This is a genomic window from Paenibacillus sp. FSL F4-0087 (assembly GCF_038020215.1).
Lineage (GTDB): Bacteria > Bacillota > Bacilli > Paenibacillales > Paenibacillaceae > Paenibacillus > Paenibacillus taichungensis.
Window position 1 is genome coordinate 1,114,997 of the sequence record NZ_JBBODJ010000001.1, and the last position, 17,159, is coordinate 1,132,155.

Genomic DNA, 17,159 nt, shown 5'->3' on the forward strand with positions numbered 1-17,159 from the left:
CTCTTCTTTCGAGCACTCTAATCAATTAGTTCTATTCCGAATTTATTCATCAACTTTTGAGATATTTTTATTGCTTCTTCCCTATTATCAACTGGAGCCGTTATCATAAATCCATTGGTAGGATTCCAGGTTTCTTCGTTATCTATATTCGTTAATGCAATTGTAAATTCAGTAAAATTATTATTTATATAAATCATTCCATATTGATAGATATCAGCTGTAACTCGCCCTGCTTCATCTATAATTCTAAATCCAGAAAATACCGAACTGAAATTACCACCATGATGGAGTAATTCAAGTTCTGTTCTGTCTTCTGGAACTTTCGGTATTTCATTACCTTCAAATTTAAGATTGCCTTTAAACGATTTGCTGCCATTAATTTTGTTTCTGATTTTTCCATTAAACTGAATTTTAATCCTTTCAAACACTTGATCGTTACCTAATTGAAAATATACGCCTTCGAGTGTCTTATTATATTGTTTAGGAGTGAAATACCAAACAGAACTTACAACTATACATAGAAGAATTAAGAATACCAATTTTCTTATCATCTCGCCCTCCTTAAAGTCTTTGCATTGATTTCCGATAACGTTCCTGTATCCACGACGTCCCACCGACTTAAGGCTCCGTCAGGAGTCGGGCGCGATGCGCTTAGTCGGTGCAGATGTGTCCGCCTGATTCCACTTCCCTGCCATTTCCCTCTGGGCAGACCGAGGAGCCGTCAGGTTCCGATGCGTGGATATGATGTTATAAGATGTCGGCGTCTCCTTTGAAATACAAACCGATATACTTTTTTAGATTACTTTTAGATCCTCATGTTGCCTTGAAAACCATCTGATTACTTGATCGGCAATAATTTTCAAGCAGTCTGAAAATTCTTTCATCTCTTCTTTTGGACATTCATTTCCTTTATTTTTATAATTCGTCTTTGCATGTGCAATCATATTTCTTGTATCCGAAATAGCATTGGATAATTCCAATAGTGCCTGTTTCTTTTCTTCTCTAGTACTTTCAATATTGACCTTGTTGAGATTTCTCAAAAATTTTGGAGCGCTCCCTTTCAGTTCTAAAACCTCACAACATGTCTCTATTGTAATTCTGATAGCTTCTTTATCTTTCTTATAATTACCTAAATCATCAAATATTCTTTCTAATTCAAGGACATATACTGCATCCGGACTTAGTGTTTTGGGACTATATAGTTTGGTCATAACTGAATCTAAAAGTTCACGTCTAACTACTGTTTGAGTAACAAATTCTATAACTTTTGTATACATTAAGATCAATATTTCCGCGTCCTCAATGTTGGCACACGAATTATATATTTGATAAAGTTCTTTATTACCTCTTCCTGTTACTAGTGGTCGAAGCCTTGCTTTCTCGTCACCTTCTTGTAAGACATATTCTAGGTCGTAATATATTGGCCGTGGCGAGATAAATAATTTTATATCCAAGGTAGAACTTAATTCAAACATATATGCTTGCATTAGATCTTCAAATTGATCCAAGCTAATCAATTTTTCAGAAGTAATTTCGATAAATAGATCCTCATAAAGAATTGGAGGGAAATATTTATCATAGTTGTCCATGACAGTAACTAAAATCCCGAAATTAGTGTGCTCACTAACAAGATCAATATGAAAGGTTTGCTGATTCATTGTTAAGCTAGTTTGAAAAACACCTTTTGCTTTATCTTGAAGAGCAAATAACTTCTCTCTATTTAGAGTATCGACTCTTACTAAAAGTCTCTTAGTACTTATATATACATAATTATCAATGATTTTTGCATTCTTTATTTCCTCCAATATCTCAAACATTTCTCCTAAAGTGTGCTCAAAGTAATCATCATCACAATGAGGTAATCCAAAAGATATCTTCGAGTCATAACATACAATAATATCTTCTTCATATTCTTCTGGATTATCTAAATCAAAGAACTCATAATCCATACGATGTTCAGTATAAAAAGCTAAGAGTTCTTGAATTTTAGTTTTGATTTCATCATTAAAATAAGTTAACATTTTTACCTCCGATGAATTGATAATTGTATATTTGGACTTACGCCGATTTCTTATAACGTTCCTGTATTCACGACCCGACGCATGTCGGGTGTCCGGCGACTGCCGGATCAAGGGCGTATGCCCGCAGCGTGAATATTATGTTATAGGATGTCAGCAGCTTCTTTGAATTGCTTATCCCTCTTGTAACATTCCCTTTCTATCAACTATATTTTTCTTTTAATATTTCTATATATTTGAGTGGAATTTCTGTGATTTTCGAAATATCTGATACTTCAATTCCTAGTTTTAGAGCGCTTCTTGCAGTCTTCAAATTATGCTTTACTTTAATGATCCGCTCTTTAAGTAATGCGTCTCCAACATCCAGATAATCATCAGCAATCTCACCATTCAAAAAGAACTCTATATCATAAGTTCCTATGTGCTCTTCTATGTAAAAAATATTAATCGAGCAAAATACTACGGCTTCTGTTGTATTAAAACTATATTTTAGGTATATGGCTCGCTCTTCAATACTTATAAATTCATCATATAATTTGCCCATGAAAGTATCATGATAATCGCTTTTGTTCTCGTCACGCCACTTCCTATAGGTTTTCCAATAGTTTTCTTTCGTGTTCTTCATCGCACTATGCTTACTGTCCCACTCAAGTAGAATGTCTTTATTCACTCAATCACTTCCCTTAAAAAATCTTGAATAAAATAAGTTTTCTTTATGTTTGCTGATTTCATATAACGTTGTTTTATTCATGAACCCCGAAGGGGTTGTCTGCCGAAATCCCTCCTCGAATTCCATCCGCAGACCAAGGCTCCGAAGGAGACGCAGCTTGAATATTATGTTAGATGATGCTAGTGATTTTTTAAGAGTTGCGCTCTTTACTTCTTATCTTTTATTTCTGTATATGAAGTGGTCTAAAAAATAATATCTACTTACTTTCTGCCAAGAAAAATCATAATTATTGATTAGACTCATTGCCTTCTCTTCACTATTCCTTGTAATATAAGTTAGCTTCGTATCAGCTTTATATTGAGAGTTATGTCTAAAATCAAAATCTTCAGCATTTTTTGAATATGTTTTTTGATTAACATAGTAGGTATCATCTGTTCCCAACAAAAAATATCCCATCTTGTACTCTCTTGAATGCTGAACATACTCTTCCAAATTTTTTAAATCGCAAAAAACGCTGTAACGATTATGAGACTCGCGAATTTTATTCGTCAAGAAATATTTTAGTTCAATTGCACATGTAACAACTTGGTTAGTATTTCCGTACCATTCCAAAGTTATATCAATCTTCGATCTATTAGATCCACTCTTTGATAAGATGTTATCCGACTTAAATGGAGTTTCGAGATTTATTTTTAAGTGATGATCAATTCCGAATTTAAAAAGATCTCCTACACTTTTTAAAATGTACGAAAAATTAAGTTGCAGGTCTGCTTCATTATTTATCTCAATTTTATAGTAATCTATTTGTCCCATTAATATATCTCGACTTGTTTTGATGATATGTTCTAGCATTTCGACTCCTCGAAAATCGTTGTACTTATGATCGGGTATGACGTTATTCAACAAAGTTTTGATCACCCTTCATTTAGTTATGTAATAGAATGAAAATTTTATATTTTTCTAGTTTCATCTAACGTTCCTGTATTCATGAACCCCAAAGGGGTTGTCTGTTGAAATCCCTCCTCGAAATCCATCGTGCAGACCAAGGCTCCAAAGGAGCCGCAGCTTGAATATTATGTTAAGTGATGTTTCAGTCTTCCTCGAATCACCACTCAATCCTCTTGCGTCTTTTATCTCTTATGAACGAAGTAATTTAAATTTCTTTAGATCAATATTAAATTTCCCTTCCATCAGTACATCCAGTCCCAAAAGTCCGTTAATGTTGTGATATTTAAATGAAGTAAAGTCTATGTATACATCCTTTAAAATGAAATCCCCTAACTGTATACCGTCGATTCGCTTACTGAAGGCATGCTCTTTACCTCCGATTCCGTAGCTAGTTATAATTTCATCTTCCATACTCACTAGTATCCCAATCTCATCCACTTCATCTTGTGAAATCAAGCTATGACTGGCTCCTGTATCGATCACGATGTTTGATATCACTTTCTTCTGCTCATTGAAATGGACTGTTATTTCCGTGAATAACAGCCCATCTCTATATTCAATATTCATTTAAAGATTTCTCCTTAATCCTATATTTTTCCGTATCTTCACAACGATTCGATCTTTGGATGTATGGTAAACCAGAGTCTTGTCCCTACTGTTCAATAGTTCGCGAGTCGCTTCTTCATCACTGATCGGGCCAATCACGGCCACATCATCAATGATCTCTTGATTGTCTGTTTCTTCAGAATGAAGCACTTCAAATTTTACGAATTGATTTGGAAAAATCTGTTGAACTTCTTGCCATTTCATCATTGTCCCTCCTCTATTTTAATGGTTATATTATACCACTTCACAAGCCTATAGCTCTCACTGGAATTTCACTTAACGTTCCTGTATTCACGACCCGACGCCTGTCGGGTGTCTGGCGAATGCCAGACCTAGGGCGTATACCCGCAGCGTGAATATTATGTTATCTGTAGTTGTGAACTTCTTCGAATTTCCATAACGTTTTGTCTATAATCATATCTACCATTTCGATTAGCTCTATTTGGGTTTTACCTAGAATAATAAGAAGTCCAAGTATCAACTGCATAAATTATTTTTTGTTCTAATGAAAGTACCTCTCTAGGATCAAATTCTTTAGAGTACTTTCTAGCTCCTTCTGGAACACATTGGAGATTAACCTTATCAAGGAAGATTGATATGTCTACAATATCATAACTATGGGATCTGATCTTGTTTCCAAAGCTAAGGCTTGTTATCGGATTCCGATATGTTCTGCGCGATTCATATTCATTGTATTCTTTAACTCTAAATTCATATTTAGAAATATTATTGTTCTCACAGATCATTTTAATGAGATCCTTCATTTCATATATTTCAGTAAAATCCATTTCTAGATCTATTTCCAATTTACGAATAAGTTGTAAAGCATCTCTGCGTTCCTGCGGGTTAATTGTTCCGTTCTCTATTTTTGCAACAACTTGATCCCGTAAAACTGCAATAATTCCTGAAGACGCGTACGAAAAATGCAGATTATCATAGTTGTCTGAATACCCATTTAGAATCATTGATATTTCCTTTATCAAATTCACTTGAATTTCATTTAATTCGGTTTTCCCTCCTTGATAATTACTTTCTGAATGGATATAGTTTGAACGATTATTTTTATGATCTTTCATGCTTTTCAGCTCCTTATTCTAATTTCACTTTACTTCCAAATTTCTATCTTAGAATTCATTTCCATATCACAATTACAGATAACGTTCCCGTATTCACGACCCAGCGTATGCTGGGTGTCCGGCGCATGCCGGATCAAGGGCGTATGCCCGCAGCGTGAATATTATGTTATGTGACGTACCATTCTTTTCGAATTACATTCAGCTTTTCTCAATTTTATTTAATCCAGTGTTTCCATTCTCCTTTACTGATTTTTTGTTCTTTTATAAATGTCTTCAAAAGATTTACTATGTCATCCATCGATTTCTCATATCCTATTGCATTTAATCTTTGAAGAAAATTCAGTTCCATCATTCCTTGATTTGTGATTTCTATAAGGGTTGAATGCAGATTTAATTTTTCTATTTTTGTTAAAGTGTTTGGACTGAATAATCGCTCTTCCGCTTGATCCCAAGTCAGAAGGCCTTCTCTTATAGCCGTTATGCAGCCCAAGATCAGTATGGAGTAAAAGGTTTCAATCTCTTCTTTATCAGTGATCTCTACTCTGAAATTTATAATGATTTCTCCTTTAAACTTATTTTTGGTATGTCACATAACGTTCCTGTATTCACGACCCGACATATGTCGGGTATCCGGCGAATGCCAAATCAAGGGCGTATGCCCGCAGCGTGAATATTATGTTATGTGATTCCCCCTACTTCACTGATTCAACATTCTGAATCTTTGATGCTGATAACTTTGAGGCTCTAGCATCAATAATTATCGGCCTGATTATTAAGTTATATCTTACCTCTATACTTTTTGCTAACTCAAATATTCTATCAACTTTCCTAAATTCGTTTTCAAATAAGATAATTATGATAAAATATGCAGTTTCAACTTTCTCCGACAACATATATTGAACTGTTTGTTTTTCAATTCCGTGTTCTAGCTTATTAGAACCTCTCTTTATTTCTACAATTGTCTTTAAATTATTCCCATATGAGAATTTAAAATCAACAGGTCCTCTACCTGTTTCAGCCTCAGGTGTAATATCTATATTATTACTCTCACAATATAGCCTACTTATACTTTCTAATAATTGTTGAGCACTTGTTTCCTTCTTTGGAAGGCCATTCTCATTCCATAATAATTTGTGAGTGCCTCTTAAAGTCAAAGAATGACTAAAGTAATCTATGATTTTCTCAATATGTAAGAAAAATTCTTTCATATTCATATCTCTTATTATTCCATTACTGTGTTGTTTTATAATTTCCGTTGGATAAATTGATTGCTTAAGATCATTAAATTCTTTTCTTATATCATTTGGCATTAAATCTTCATATTCAGTAAGATCCACATTAAATGTACCTTGGAAATCAAATGGATTCTGTATAAAATATTTTACATACTCAGAAACCCGCAAAAAATCATAATCTTGAAATAATATTTCAAGATAAAAATCCATATTATCTAAGTCAGATAATACATACTCGTCATCTGTTTGTTCTACTTCATAATCTAAATCTGTTGTACCTTTTTCTCTTCCCATTTCTTCAATTCTATCTTTTGAATAACATAACAATATATACAAAGCAAATTCATGAATCGGTTTAAGAGTGTGTAAATAATTATCAGAGGTCCAAAGATCTAATTCAATCATAGTCTTTATGCAAAGTTCTTCATTTTCTACCCATAGAAACTGTGGAAAAAATGAAGAAAACTCCTCTGGACCAAGAGTTCTATAGAAATCCATATATAAATCTAAATAATCATTTATTGTCTTATTAATCTCAGCTTTTGTCGATTCTTTAATATCACAATAAACCCTAATCATAATTTATTGATTCTCCTTTTTAATATTCAGGGGATTTCACATAACGTTCCTGTATTCATGAACCCCAAAGGGGTTGTCTGCTGAAATTCCTCCTCGAATTCCTTCCCGCAGACCAAGGCTCCAACGGAGCCGCTGCTTGAATATATTGTTATAAGAAGTCCCCGGCATCCCTGAAATTCATACATGCACTATTCATTTGTTTCATTAATATTGGATTTTTCTTCCCAAGAAGCAAATAAAAAGTCAGCCATAGCTCCGGCAAGATTAACTGCTAATTGTGCATGTCTCTTTGATGGCTTCGGTACTTTATGACTTCTACCATGTGCATCACTATGCTTATTTCTTAGGGCACCTAAGCCATTAACAACCGAAGAGCACCCACCTAATATTTGTTTAAATATATCCTCTGTATGTTTATCGGGAGATAAATTCAAAACCGTCTGAACACCCTTGTAAAGTTGAGGCATTTCCCACTTTTCCTCGTACTTTACTCCTTCTTGATCCATTATGAATTTACAAATAGTTTCCAATAAAGTTCTTGCAATCGTAATTGCACCTTCTGGATCAGACTCTCTTCTTTCAAGAGACTTTGTCCAAGCTTCTTGGATATAGTGTGCATCTACTTTGCCCGAAAGAGTCTCAGTAATAATATTATCTGCTGGTATACTATTGTCGTTCTCTAATAAAGTAAGGATTGCATCAAATTCATTCTTCAAATGATCACGACGCCCTTGATAAGTATCAGATTCCTGCTTGATGTATCCCCAAAATTCAGATATATTGCGACAAGTATGTAAAAACCGTGGTAAAGCCTTCTTAATTCGTTGATTTTTGAGTAATGACTCTCGAAGAGTTCTAAATTCTAAATCGTTGACAACACCACCTGTTGCCTTTGAGATTAATATATTCTTCAATGTCTCAACCTCTATTAACGTGTCTTTCAAACAATTCACCCTCTTATTGTTTTTGTTTTTATGGGGATTTCTTATAACGTTCCTGTATTCACGACTCGACGCATGTCGAGTGTCCGGCAAATGCCGGGCCAAGGACGTATGTCCGCAGCGTGAATATTATGTTATACGAAGGGATCTTGAGTTACTCACAAATATTTAAGACAGAAGTCTATTAATGCCCTTCAAACTTTCTTTCAATGGGTTTAAAAATCCACTGTCGTAATCAAAAGATCCCTTCAATTCTGTTTCTACTAACCCACTTCTTGAATATCTCCTCTTTGTAATGGAATAAGTAATTTTATAATGTCCCATGCTTTGATCTATAAAAGTCATTTCAAATTCTTCTTTATTCATTGCTTTTAAATGGATTGGTTTAACTTCGCTATTCTCAGCTTCTAATAGTTCTTCTATAAAGTCATGAAGTTCCTCATAATCAATCCAGATCTCGACTTCTCCAGCAAACTGATCGTCCTTAATATGTACCCAGTAGTTAATGGATTTAGATCGCTCTAATTCAACGTCTTTAGATGAAAAAAGGATGTGCGACTTTTTATCTTCGGACTGGAGAAAAAAATCGTACGAATCAAGTAGTTTATTGAATATCACTCGCTTTCGTCCTTTCGTATAACGTTCGCGTATTCACGACCCGACGCATGTCGGGTGTCTGGCGACTGCCGGACCAAGGACGAATGTCCGCAGCGTGAATATTATGTTATATGCTGCCTGTTTTTTTAAAATTCCCTCCTTCTACAATTCTATTTTCAAATTATTAAATCTGCATTATTTGATCCCTCTCGTGCCTTTTCTTTCTAGGCGTAGGTCCTTCAACTAATAGTATCTCTATCTTACCTGATTTATTTTGCTTGAAGACTGTTGCCTTAAACAAAAAGCGCCGAAATAGAATTGGACGACGCTTTCTTTATTCTTCTTTATGTTTTACCTTTTTCGAATTTAATAGATGTTTCTACATTTATTCCGCCCAGCTTCATAAAGTTAATTAACAGTCGGCCGTAACGTTTTTAATCAGAGCAGGTGTGTCTCGGCAATCATTTCTCCAACTTTTCTTCTAGAATTAAGAAGCTTGTTCAGCACTACGCAAATACAGTGTTATATATTGTCAGGTGACTTCATTGCAAAAGTCCTTGAAAAATGCTCTTTTACTTCTATCAATTGTTTATTATGATTTTGAAAATAGTTATCTTCACTTTGTAAAAAATCATTACACACTAATACTTCATCTAAAAATTCAAGTATTCTATCTTTATTAAGGAGATTCTCAAACTTATCATATTTTCGTACTTTTTCAGGTTTGTAATGGATAAAAAAATTTCTTGCATCAATGTATGGTTTAACCTTTCCCCACCCAGGCTCTTGTAGGTATGATTTTCCAATAATAATTTCTGAAAACCATCCTACTTTATCTATTGTTTTTAATTTTTGTATAATTTGATTACATTTATTCCAATCAAATCCGAATTTTATTCCTAAGATGGATTGGTAAAAACTATTTATCATCCTTTCATAAATGGAAACCGCTTTAAACAAATACATGTCTGAAAATTGTTTTAATTCTTCGTTTGATATGCGTATTATCATCGTTTTAAGTCTATCTACTTCTTGATAGATATCATTATTATCAACATATACATCCTCATGCCAATCGAAATCTTTAAGAGATGTTCTATATTTTCCCCATATTTTTAAAGGATCATCAAAATATTCTTGAATTAAATTATTTTGAACTACATATTGTGAAAATATATCACTTATAAACTCATCAATAAAATCCTTGTTCTTAAATATGATGTTCTGGATATTGTCCATTATTCCCCTGCTTTCTAATTACATGTAAAGTTCTCATATTTACGTCCTTAACAGATATCGAGATATCTGAATGCTCCTACTTCCTTAAGCCTTCAATACTATGATAGTGAATATATTGTCACATGACACCTGTATCTTTCCGGATTCTCTTATCCCTATTTTATCATACGTTTTTTAAATCAACGCCTTCTTTCTGGTTTTTTATAGTACTCCGTTTTTAAACTGCTCTTTTCTCAACCTATCCGAAAGATCTCCGTACTCCTTATTTCCACACTTGCATTTCTCATAGAATAACTTCTCTGCTAATAACTTTTCTTCAAATATTGTTGTTTTAAACAAAAATCATTGATAGAACACTCGGCAATTTTTTTATTTGTTTTCTCTATATTTCCTTTGCCTTTCAGGTTGCATATAACGTTCGTGTATCCACGACGTCCCACCGACTTAAGGCTGCGAATGCAGCCGGGCGCGATGCGCATAGTCGGTGCGGATGTGTCCGCTGATTCCACTCCCCTGCCAAGCCCCTTCAGGCGGACCGAGGGCCATCTTACCAATGCGTGGATATGTTGTTAGCAGATGTTAATGCCCCCATTTGATTTACACACGAGGAGTTATTTGTACTTGTATCTTTTCTTTGTTGCTAATTGTAGACGTTGTTCTCTAAGATGAACTATCTGTATCTTCTTTTCTATTTCTTCCTGTTTTTTCTTATTAGCTAATTCTTTTAGAGTTTGTTTCAGTTCTTTCTCCCGAGTTATTTTATTTGAAGCATCTCTAATATCATCTATTATTGATTTTTCTATATTTTTGATTCGTTGAATCATGCTAAATACATTCGCTATAGCCTCAAGTATTGACAGCATTATTACAAGAATCTCTGCAAAAGAAAGGTTCTTATTATCAAGGCTAAAGTAGATTTTTTTACTATTACTATCATAATTTAAGTATAGAGTCAGAAATGCGAGTACCAAATAAAAAGTCACTTTCAATACATCAAAAAAAATTGCAGCACGATCCCATTTAGAATTACTTTTCTTCCATATAAAAGAACTGAATAAACTCATAATTAAGACAACAACTATGGTTTGATAAATTAAATCTTTTGCATCTTTTGCTGAAATCAGTAATAAATCCATCTCTATAATCCCTTCTGCATTAATTTCTGCTAACATCTAATTTATGTACTTCGTAAATACCACACATCCTGCATGATATGTGAACTACTTATATGATAACCTATGGTGTAGTATTTGCGAAGAAGAATTTGGTGAAAAAGGTAGATTTATTGAAGCACTTAATCTCCCAAATCCAAACGATCCAATGGGCTCTGAATACGCTGAATATTCTTCGTACTCACATGCGTATATCGCTGGGTTGTTCGTGCACTCGTGTGACCAAGCAGCTCCTGGATATAGCGCAGGTCTGTTCCGTTTTCCAGCAAATGTGTAGCGAAAGAGTGTCTTAAGACATGAACACTAACCTTTTTGTCAATACCTGCGCGTTGTCTGGCTTCTTCAAAAACCTTTTGCACGCTACGCTCTGTCAGATGCCGATCCGAAGATTGTCCCGGAAACAACCAACGTTGGGGTCTATACTCCTTTATGTATTCCTGTATAATTTCCCAAGCAATATTGGAGAGTAGGGTTCTTCTATCCTTCTGACCTTTTCCCTGCCTTACAATAAGGGTCTGACGCTCAATATCCAAATCGCTGCATCGAAGACGAACGACTTCACCTACACGAAGACCAGATGAATACGTGAGAAACAGAATCGTTTTATGCTTGAGATTAGTTACGGATGTGAGTAATTGGGCAACTTCTCTTTCAGACAAAACTTGCGGCAGCTTGGTCTGCTTCTTGGGGCGAATATACTGGATTTCGGTAGGGTGATGGAGTACATGTTTGCAATAAAAGCGGAGCGCGCTAATCGTCTGATTCACGCTTGAATGGGAGATCCCTCGCTCAAGCAAACCTAAACAATACGTCTGAACATTGGAAGTAGTCACATCGGTATCTTTAAGGTCACGGCTACTCAGAAAACGTTCGACCTGATTACAATACGCTTTAATCGTTTTGCGGCTGTATCCTCGTAACTTTAGTGCCTTTTGCAATGGTTCTTTGCTCCATGAGTTATTGTTTCCTCTACTCGCTTTCCAGCACTGTAGATCTTCGCTCTCAATCCATAACTCTGGGGTAATATGAACATCATTTGGATCGAACTGGCTTAAGAACTCCTGTACTGCATCAATAGTGTAAGGGATGATCCACACTTTCAGTTGGGGCTCCCAACGTCTGCCCGTAATCTGGCGAATGCACTGAATATATGCGAGGTTGTATGGGATGCGAATGTGCAGTGAATCAGTGGAACCTACTGTTATAGTTATCGTTTCCTTGGTTGTAGCCTTATTAGTCATCTGAAGCTCTCCTTTGCTTGAAGTTGTTTACCTGAAAAACAAAAAGGAAGGCCCTTCTTCATCCACTAGGGAATCAGACGACCTTCCGATGCTTTCGGATCATATATGCTCTGATAAAAGGTGAAGCGGAGCGCGGCTTGTGCAATAGCAAGCCGCGTCAGGGTGAGGTGCTGCGCCCAATGGGCAGCACCTCACGGGATTGCACCGCGTCCATAACCGCGGTGCTCACCGTTATAGCACCAGAACGGCAAAGCCATGGTGCATCCCCCACTGCATGCAACCATCGGCCATGCAGCTCCCCAATGCCGCTGCACCTACATGGCAGCGGCTTCTTCTCCCAGCGGCAGCGTGTAATACTGCGCCTGCTGCCCTTCATGCTGCTGGTACACTACGACCAGCAGCGTCCGGCCTTTCGCGGCAAGCGGGCTGGCGCCAGCTAGCACACGCTCAAGCCGGAACGGAAGCACATCCAATACGGTGTGCTTCTGCAGTTCCTTTTCGCCGAGACCGAGGTCGGCGAAAGCACGGGCACCCATGACCGTCTGTGCGGTCATGGCCGAGGTCATCGGCAACGCACGCGAAGCGTTGCCGTCCACCGTGTCCGCCGCTCCATCCGCGGCGGACCCTGATGCGTCGCCTGCAGAGAGCGACGCTGCGCCATCGCTGCCGATCACACCAGCCGCTTCTGCGGCAGAGTCTTCTCCGGCAGCAGCCGAACTTCCCGCAGCGGCAATCGCACTCGTGCCGCTGCTTTCCAGCCATGCCGTGCCTGCGGCACCGGCAACGCGCGGCAGGCGAACGTCTTCCGGACGTTCAGCCAACGTTTTCATATAACCCGCCCACTGGTCTTTCTGGAGCGGATCTTCCCACCAGATTTTGCGTGGTTTGTATTTGTGACCGAGGAAATAATCGAGCTTCATCAAGCCAAGCACAACATCCATGTGCCGTGTGTTGCGCGACTCCAGGAAGCTGTGCAAACGGGTGAACAGATCCTCCAGCTGGTGACCGATCTTCTGCCAACCCTGACCCTCCCAATAATCCCCAAACGCCTGGAAGAAATCAAATGGCGAATCGAACTCCTGCTCCATCAGATACTTCAGCGTATGGTCCATTCGGTGTGCGTTCCAGTATTTCTCCAGCACATCCTCCAGTCGCTTCAGGCGCACGATGTCGCTGAACGGCAGCACGTCGCTGCCCAGAATCTCATACGGCGCGTGATCCATATACGTGTAGTTATACTTCTCCGCATCCAGACGCAGACCGGTACCACGAAGCATTTTGAGGAATCCAAGCTGAAGCTCTTCCGGCCCGAGGGCAAATACATCGTTAAACGTCTTACGGAACGTATTGTAATCTTCCTCCGGCAGTCCGGCGATGAGATCCAGATGCTGGTCGATTTTTCCGCTGGCTTTCACCTTGTTCACGGTACGACTCAGCTTCGAGAAGTTCTGGCGACGTTTCACCAGTTCATTGGTCGGATCATTGGTAGACTGAACCCCAATCTCGAACCGGAATGTGCCCGGCGGAGCATTCTCTGCCAAATAGTCCAGTACCTCGGGACGCATAATATCCGCTGTAATTTCAAACTGGAACACCGTCCCCTGATGATTCTCAATCAGGAATTTGAACATTTCGAGCGCGTAATCCCGCTTGATGTTAAATGTCCGGTCCACAAACTTGATCAGCTTCGCGCCCTTCTCGATCAGGTACAGAATATCCGACTTTGTTCGCTCAATATCGTAATACCGCACGCCGACCTCAATACTGGACAGACAGAACTGACAACTGAACGGACAGCCACGGCTGGTCTCAAAATAAACAACACGTTTCCCCAGCTCCGGGATATCCTCTTCAAAACGGTGCGGCGACGGCAAATCGTTCAGATCCGCCTTCGGTCGTCCTGGCATGAGAATGACTTCTTCCCCTTTGCGATACGCCAGTCCATATACGAAGTGGAACTTCTTGTCCCCCTCCAGCTCCGTCAAAAGCTGATGCAGCGTCTCTTCCCCTTCACCCATCACGATGAAATCGACATTGGGAATCCGGTTCATCCAATATTCCGTGTCGTAGGACACTTCCGGCCCGCCCAGCAGAATTTTGACCTCAGGCATAACCTTTTTCAAAATATCAATGACCTTGATCGTCTCTTCAATGTTCCAGATGTAACACGAGAACCCGATAATGTCAGCACCGCGCTGATAAAGATCGGATACGATATTCATGACAGGGTCCTTGATCGTGTACTCGGCCAGCTCAATATCAAAATCCTTCTCACTGTACGCCTTCAGACACCGCAAGGCCAACGAGGTATGGATGTACTTTGCATTTAATGTAGAGAGAATAACTTTCATGGTTCACAACCTTTGCCTGGACACCCAGACCATATTTTTGGTAAAAGGAAAGCTGCGCAGCCATCCATCCTGCCCCGGATGCTGTTCATGCAAACCTCTTTTGATAGCCATTCCATGTCACATGGACATATCCAACTTTTGTCTTTCAAAGAGTGGACACTCCTTTCAAAAAGACATATCCACCCCGCCAAACCCAAAACACAACATACAGTATGAGATACACACAATCAAACTACATGCTGTATACGCTACTGTCTGCCATTCCTATGACCAATGTCCACCTTATGAAAGACAATTCACTGTATTTTGTCCACACCTCAGAGACGACACATCCAACTTCAACTTGTAAAAGTCCTCATTCGCGCTCCATCTGTGGTAAACCTCAATCACGTTGTATGCACTACGCACTGCCCACTAACCACACCGGTAACGAACGATTCCCCATATCATGGACGAAGCATCACTAAATCTAAAAACATCTATCTCATCTATTTGAACACTTGAACTTGGACTTTGCACAATCGAAAGCACGAATCCAACAACTCAATCATACTCATAAAAAGCGTCATCATCCGTATCCACTTCTTCGCCCGTTTGCTTCTGGAAAAACTCAAGGAAAGGCAGTCCGTACTTGCGATACTTAACCTCACCGACCCCTTTGATATCCAGCATGTCACGTTCTGTCTGTGGGCATACCACACTCATCTCGCGCAAGGTCGCGTCATTGAAAATAATGTACGACGGAACATGCTCTTTCGCCGCCAGATCACGACGGATTAGACGCAGCTGCTCAAATACCGTCTCGTTAACCGCAGATGGCATTGCATCGCGTCCACGACGTCCGCCATAGTTTGTACCCGAAGCCGTCGCCGCCGTCTTGCGCACCACCCGCTGCATCACTTCACGCTGACCTTTGAGCACTTCCACCGCCAGTGGCTGCAAACGAACAACCGGATACTGCCCCTCTGACAGCATCAGATAGCCTTCCGATACCATGACGTTGATGATCTCCGCGATTTCACGTTCCGTACGATTACCCATCACGCCGTACGTTGGCAGGGAGTTGAAGCCGTAATCAAGTACTTTTTTGGCACGGGAGCCTTTGAGCACCGAAGCGACCAGCGATACACCATACCGTTCACGCATGCGGTGAATGCAGCTGAATATTTTCTGCGCATCAATCGTCATATCCACCAGCTCACGGTCGTCCGTACATGAACTGCAAATACCGCACGGCTTGTCCTCATGCACCTCACCGAAATAATCCAGCTGTGCACTGCGTAGACAACGCGTCGTGTAACAGTAGTCCACCATCTGTTGCAGCTTCCGGTAATCGTTCTGTTTGCGGTCACCCTCCATCGGGTTCTGCTCGATCAGGAACTTCTGGGTTATAATGTCCTGTGCCCCGAATAACAAAATGCACTGGCTCGGCTCTCCGTCCCGTCCCGCACGCCCGGCTTCCTGCACATAGGCTTCCATGTTCTTCGGCATGCTGTTATGAATAACGTAACGTACGTTGGATTTATCAATCCCCATCCCGAACGCATTTGTCGCCACCATCACCCGGATATCATCGTACAAAAAAGCTTCCTGGCTCTGGGCCCGTTCATCGTCCGTCATCCCGGCATGATAGCGTCCTGCTGGCAATCCCGCCTGCAGCAAACGCTGATGTAAATCGTCCACGTCCTTACGGGTCGCGGCGTACACAATACCCGGCTCGCTGGCGTGCTCGCGCGCGTAATTCAGGACAAAGTCCTTTTTGCTCTCACCGCGCAGCACGCTGAACGCCAGATTATCCCGCCCAAGTCCGGTCACATACGTCTGCGGGTCCTGCAAACGCAGCAGCCGCAGAATATCTCCCATGACTTCGGGGGTCGCTGTAGCCGTAAAGGCCGCAACCACAGGCCGCTCCGGCAAACTGTCCACAAACGGCGCTACCGCCAGGTAGCTTGTCCGAAAATCATGCCCCCACTGCGACACACAGTGGGCCTCATCCACAGCAACGCAAGAGATTGGCAAATAGCCCATCTCCTCGCGGAACCAATCCAGTTCCAGTCGCTCAGGCGCGACATAGAGCAGCTTCAGCTCACCGCGCTGCGCCGCGCGGATGCGATCATTCACTTCTTTGCCGCTGAGCGTACTATTAATATAGGCGGCTGCAATACCAGCCGTGGTCAGTGCATCGACCTGGTCCTTCATAAGCGATATCAACGGGGAGACGACAAGTGTCAAACCCGAATATAACAAAGCGGGGATCTGATAACAGATCGATTTCCCGCCCCCGGTTGGCATAATACCCAGCGTATCTTCACGTTCGAGCAGGCTGGCTACGATCTTTTTCTGTCCCTCACGGAAGTCGGGGTAGCCATAATATTTTTGCAGGAGACCCTGCGCTTCTTCTAATGTAGGTGTTTGCACACTCATGTAAAGACTCCTTACTTATCACCGGTGTTCTTCCACCAGCTTGGTCCGATCCGATTCTGACA

Annotated in this window: 17 protein-coding genes; all 17 read right to left on the minus strand. The window is 39.9% G+C overall.

The annotated features are described in order from the left end of the window. Positions 1-17 precede the first annotated feature (17 nt). A complete protein-coding gene (locus tag MHB84_RS05420; protein WP_076291800.1) occupies positions 18-551 on the minus strand; it encodes a hypothetical protein in 534 nt (177 codons plus the stop codon). A gap of 243 nt (positions 552-794) precedes the next feature. After that, positions 795-2,021 carry a hypothetical protein gene (locus MHB84_RS05425; protein WP_076291799.1) on the minus strand — a complete coding sequence of 409 codons (1,227 nt, stop codon included), beginning with the start codon at positions 2,019-2,021 and terminating at the stop codon, positions 795-797. A gap of 199 nt (positions 2,022-2,220) precedes the next feature. Beyond that, entirely contained in the window at positions 2,221-2,688 is a 468-nt protein-coding gene (locus tag MHB84_RS05430) for a hypothetical protein (protein WP_076291798.1), read from the minus strand. Between the two features lie 213 nt (positions 2,689-2,901). Continuing rightward, positions 2,902-3,540, minus strand: a complete 639-nt coding sequence (locus MHB84_RS05435) for a hypothetical protein (protein WP_076291797.1) — start codon at positions 3,538-3,540, stop codon at positions 2,902-2,904. Between the two features lie 285 nt (positions 3,541-3,825). Beyond that, a complete protein-coding gene (locus MHB84_RS05440; RefSeq protein WP_076291796.1) occupies positions 3,826-4,203 on the minus strand; it encodes a retropepsin-like aspartic protease in 378 nt (125 codons plus the stop codon). Beyond that, positions 4,204-4,446 (minus strand): hypothetical protein, encoded by a 243-nt coding sequence (locus MHB84_RS05445; protein ID WP_076291795.1) that lies wholly within the window; start codon positions 4,444-4,446, stop codon positions 4,204-4,206. A gap of 245 nt (positions 4,447-4,691) precedes the next feature. After that, complete coding sequence (locus tag MHB84_RS05450) at positions 4,692-5,318, minus strand: hypothetical protein (RefSeq protein WP_076291794.1); 627 nt, start codon at positions 5,316-5,318, stop codon at positions 4,692-4,694. A gap of 214 nt (positions 5,319-5,532) precedes the next feature. Next, on the minus strand, positions 5,533-5,877 hold the full coding sequence (locus MHB84_RS05455; protein WP_083679123.1) for a DUF3969 family protein: 345 nt from the start codon (positions 5,875-5,877) through the stop codon (positions 5,533-5,535). Positions 5,878-6,010: 133 nt separating this feature from the next. Continuing rightward, positions 6,011-7,132: a hypothetical protein gene (locus tag MHB84_RS05460; RefSeq protein ID WP_076291792.1), complete on the minus strand. Its 1,122-nt coding sequence runs from the start codon at positions 7,130-7,132 to the stop codon at positions 6,011-6,013. A gap of 188 nt (positions 7,133-7,320) precedes the next feature. Beyond that, positions 7,321-8,076, minus strand: coding sequence for an abortive infection family protein (locus MHB84_RS05465; protein WP_076291791.1), 756 nt, complete (start codon positions 8,074-8,076; stop codon positions 7,321-7,323). A gap of 165 nt (positions 8,077-8,241) precedes the next feature. Next, positions 8,242-8,691 (minus strand): hypothetical protein, encoded by a 450-nt coding sequence (locus tag MHB84_RS05470; RefSeq protein WP_076291790.1) that lies wholly within the window; start codon positions 8,689-8,691, stop codon positions 8,242-8,244. 501 nt (positions 8,692-9,192) lie between these two features. Next, positions 9,193-9,909: a hypothetical protein gene (locus MHB84_RS05475; RefSeq protein WP_076291789.1), complete on the minus strand. Its 717-nt coding sequence runs from the start codon at positions 9,907-9,909 to the stop codon at positions 9,193-9,195. 611 nt (positions 9,910-10,520) lie between these two features. Next, positions 10,521-11,081: a hypothetical protein gene (locus MHB84_RS05480; protein ID WP_076291788.1), complete on the minus strand. Its 561-nt coding sequence runs from the start codon at positions 11,079-11,081 to the stop codon at positions 10,521-10,523. Positions 11,082-11,203: 122 nt separating this feature from the next. Next, positions 11,204-12,322: a site-specific tyrosine recombinase/integron integrase gene (xerA, locus tag MHB84_RS05485; protein WP_076291787.1), complete on the minus strand. Its 1,119-nt coding sequence runs from the start codon at positions 12,320-12,322 to the stop codon at positions 11,204-11,206. Positions 12,323-12,479: 157 nt separating this feature from the next. Next, complete coding sequence (locus tag MHB84_RS05490) at positions 12,480-12,602, minus strand: hypothetical protein (RefSeq protein WP_341143010.1); 123 nt, start codon at positions 12,600-12,602, stop codon at positions 12,480-12,482. Positions 12,603-12,636: 34 nt separating this feature from the next. Then, entirely contained in the window at positions 12,637-14,673 is a 2,037-nt protein-coding gene (locus tag MHB84_RS05495) for a B12-binding domain-containing radical SAM protein (protein ID WP_076291786.1), read from the minus strand. Positions 14,674-15,216: 543 nt separating this feature from the next. Beyond that, a complete protein-coding gene (gene recQ / locus MHB84_RS05500) occupies positions 15,217-17,097 on the minus strand; it encodes a DNA helicase RecQ (protein WP_076291785.1) in 1,881 nt (626 codons plus the stop codon). Positions 17,098-17,159: the final 62 nt, after the last annotated feature.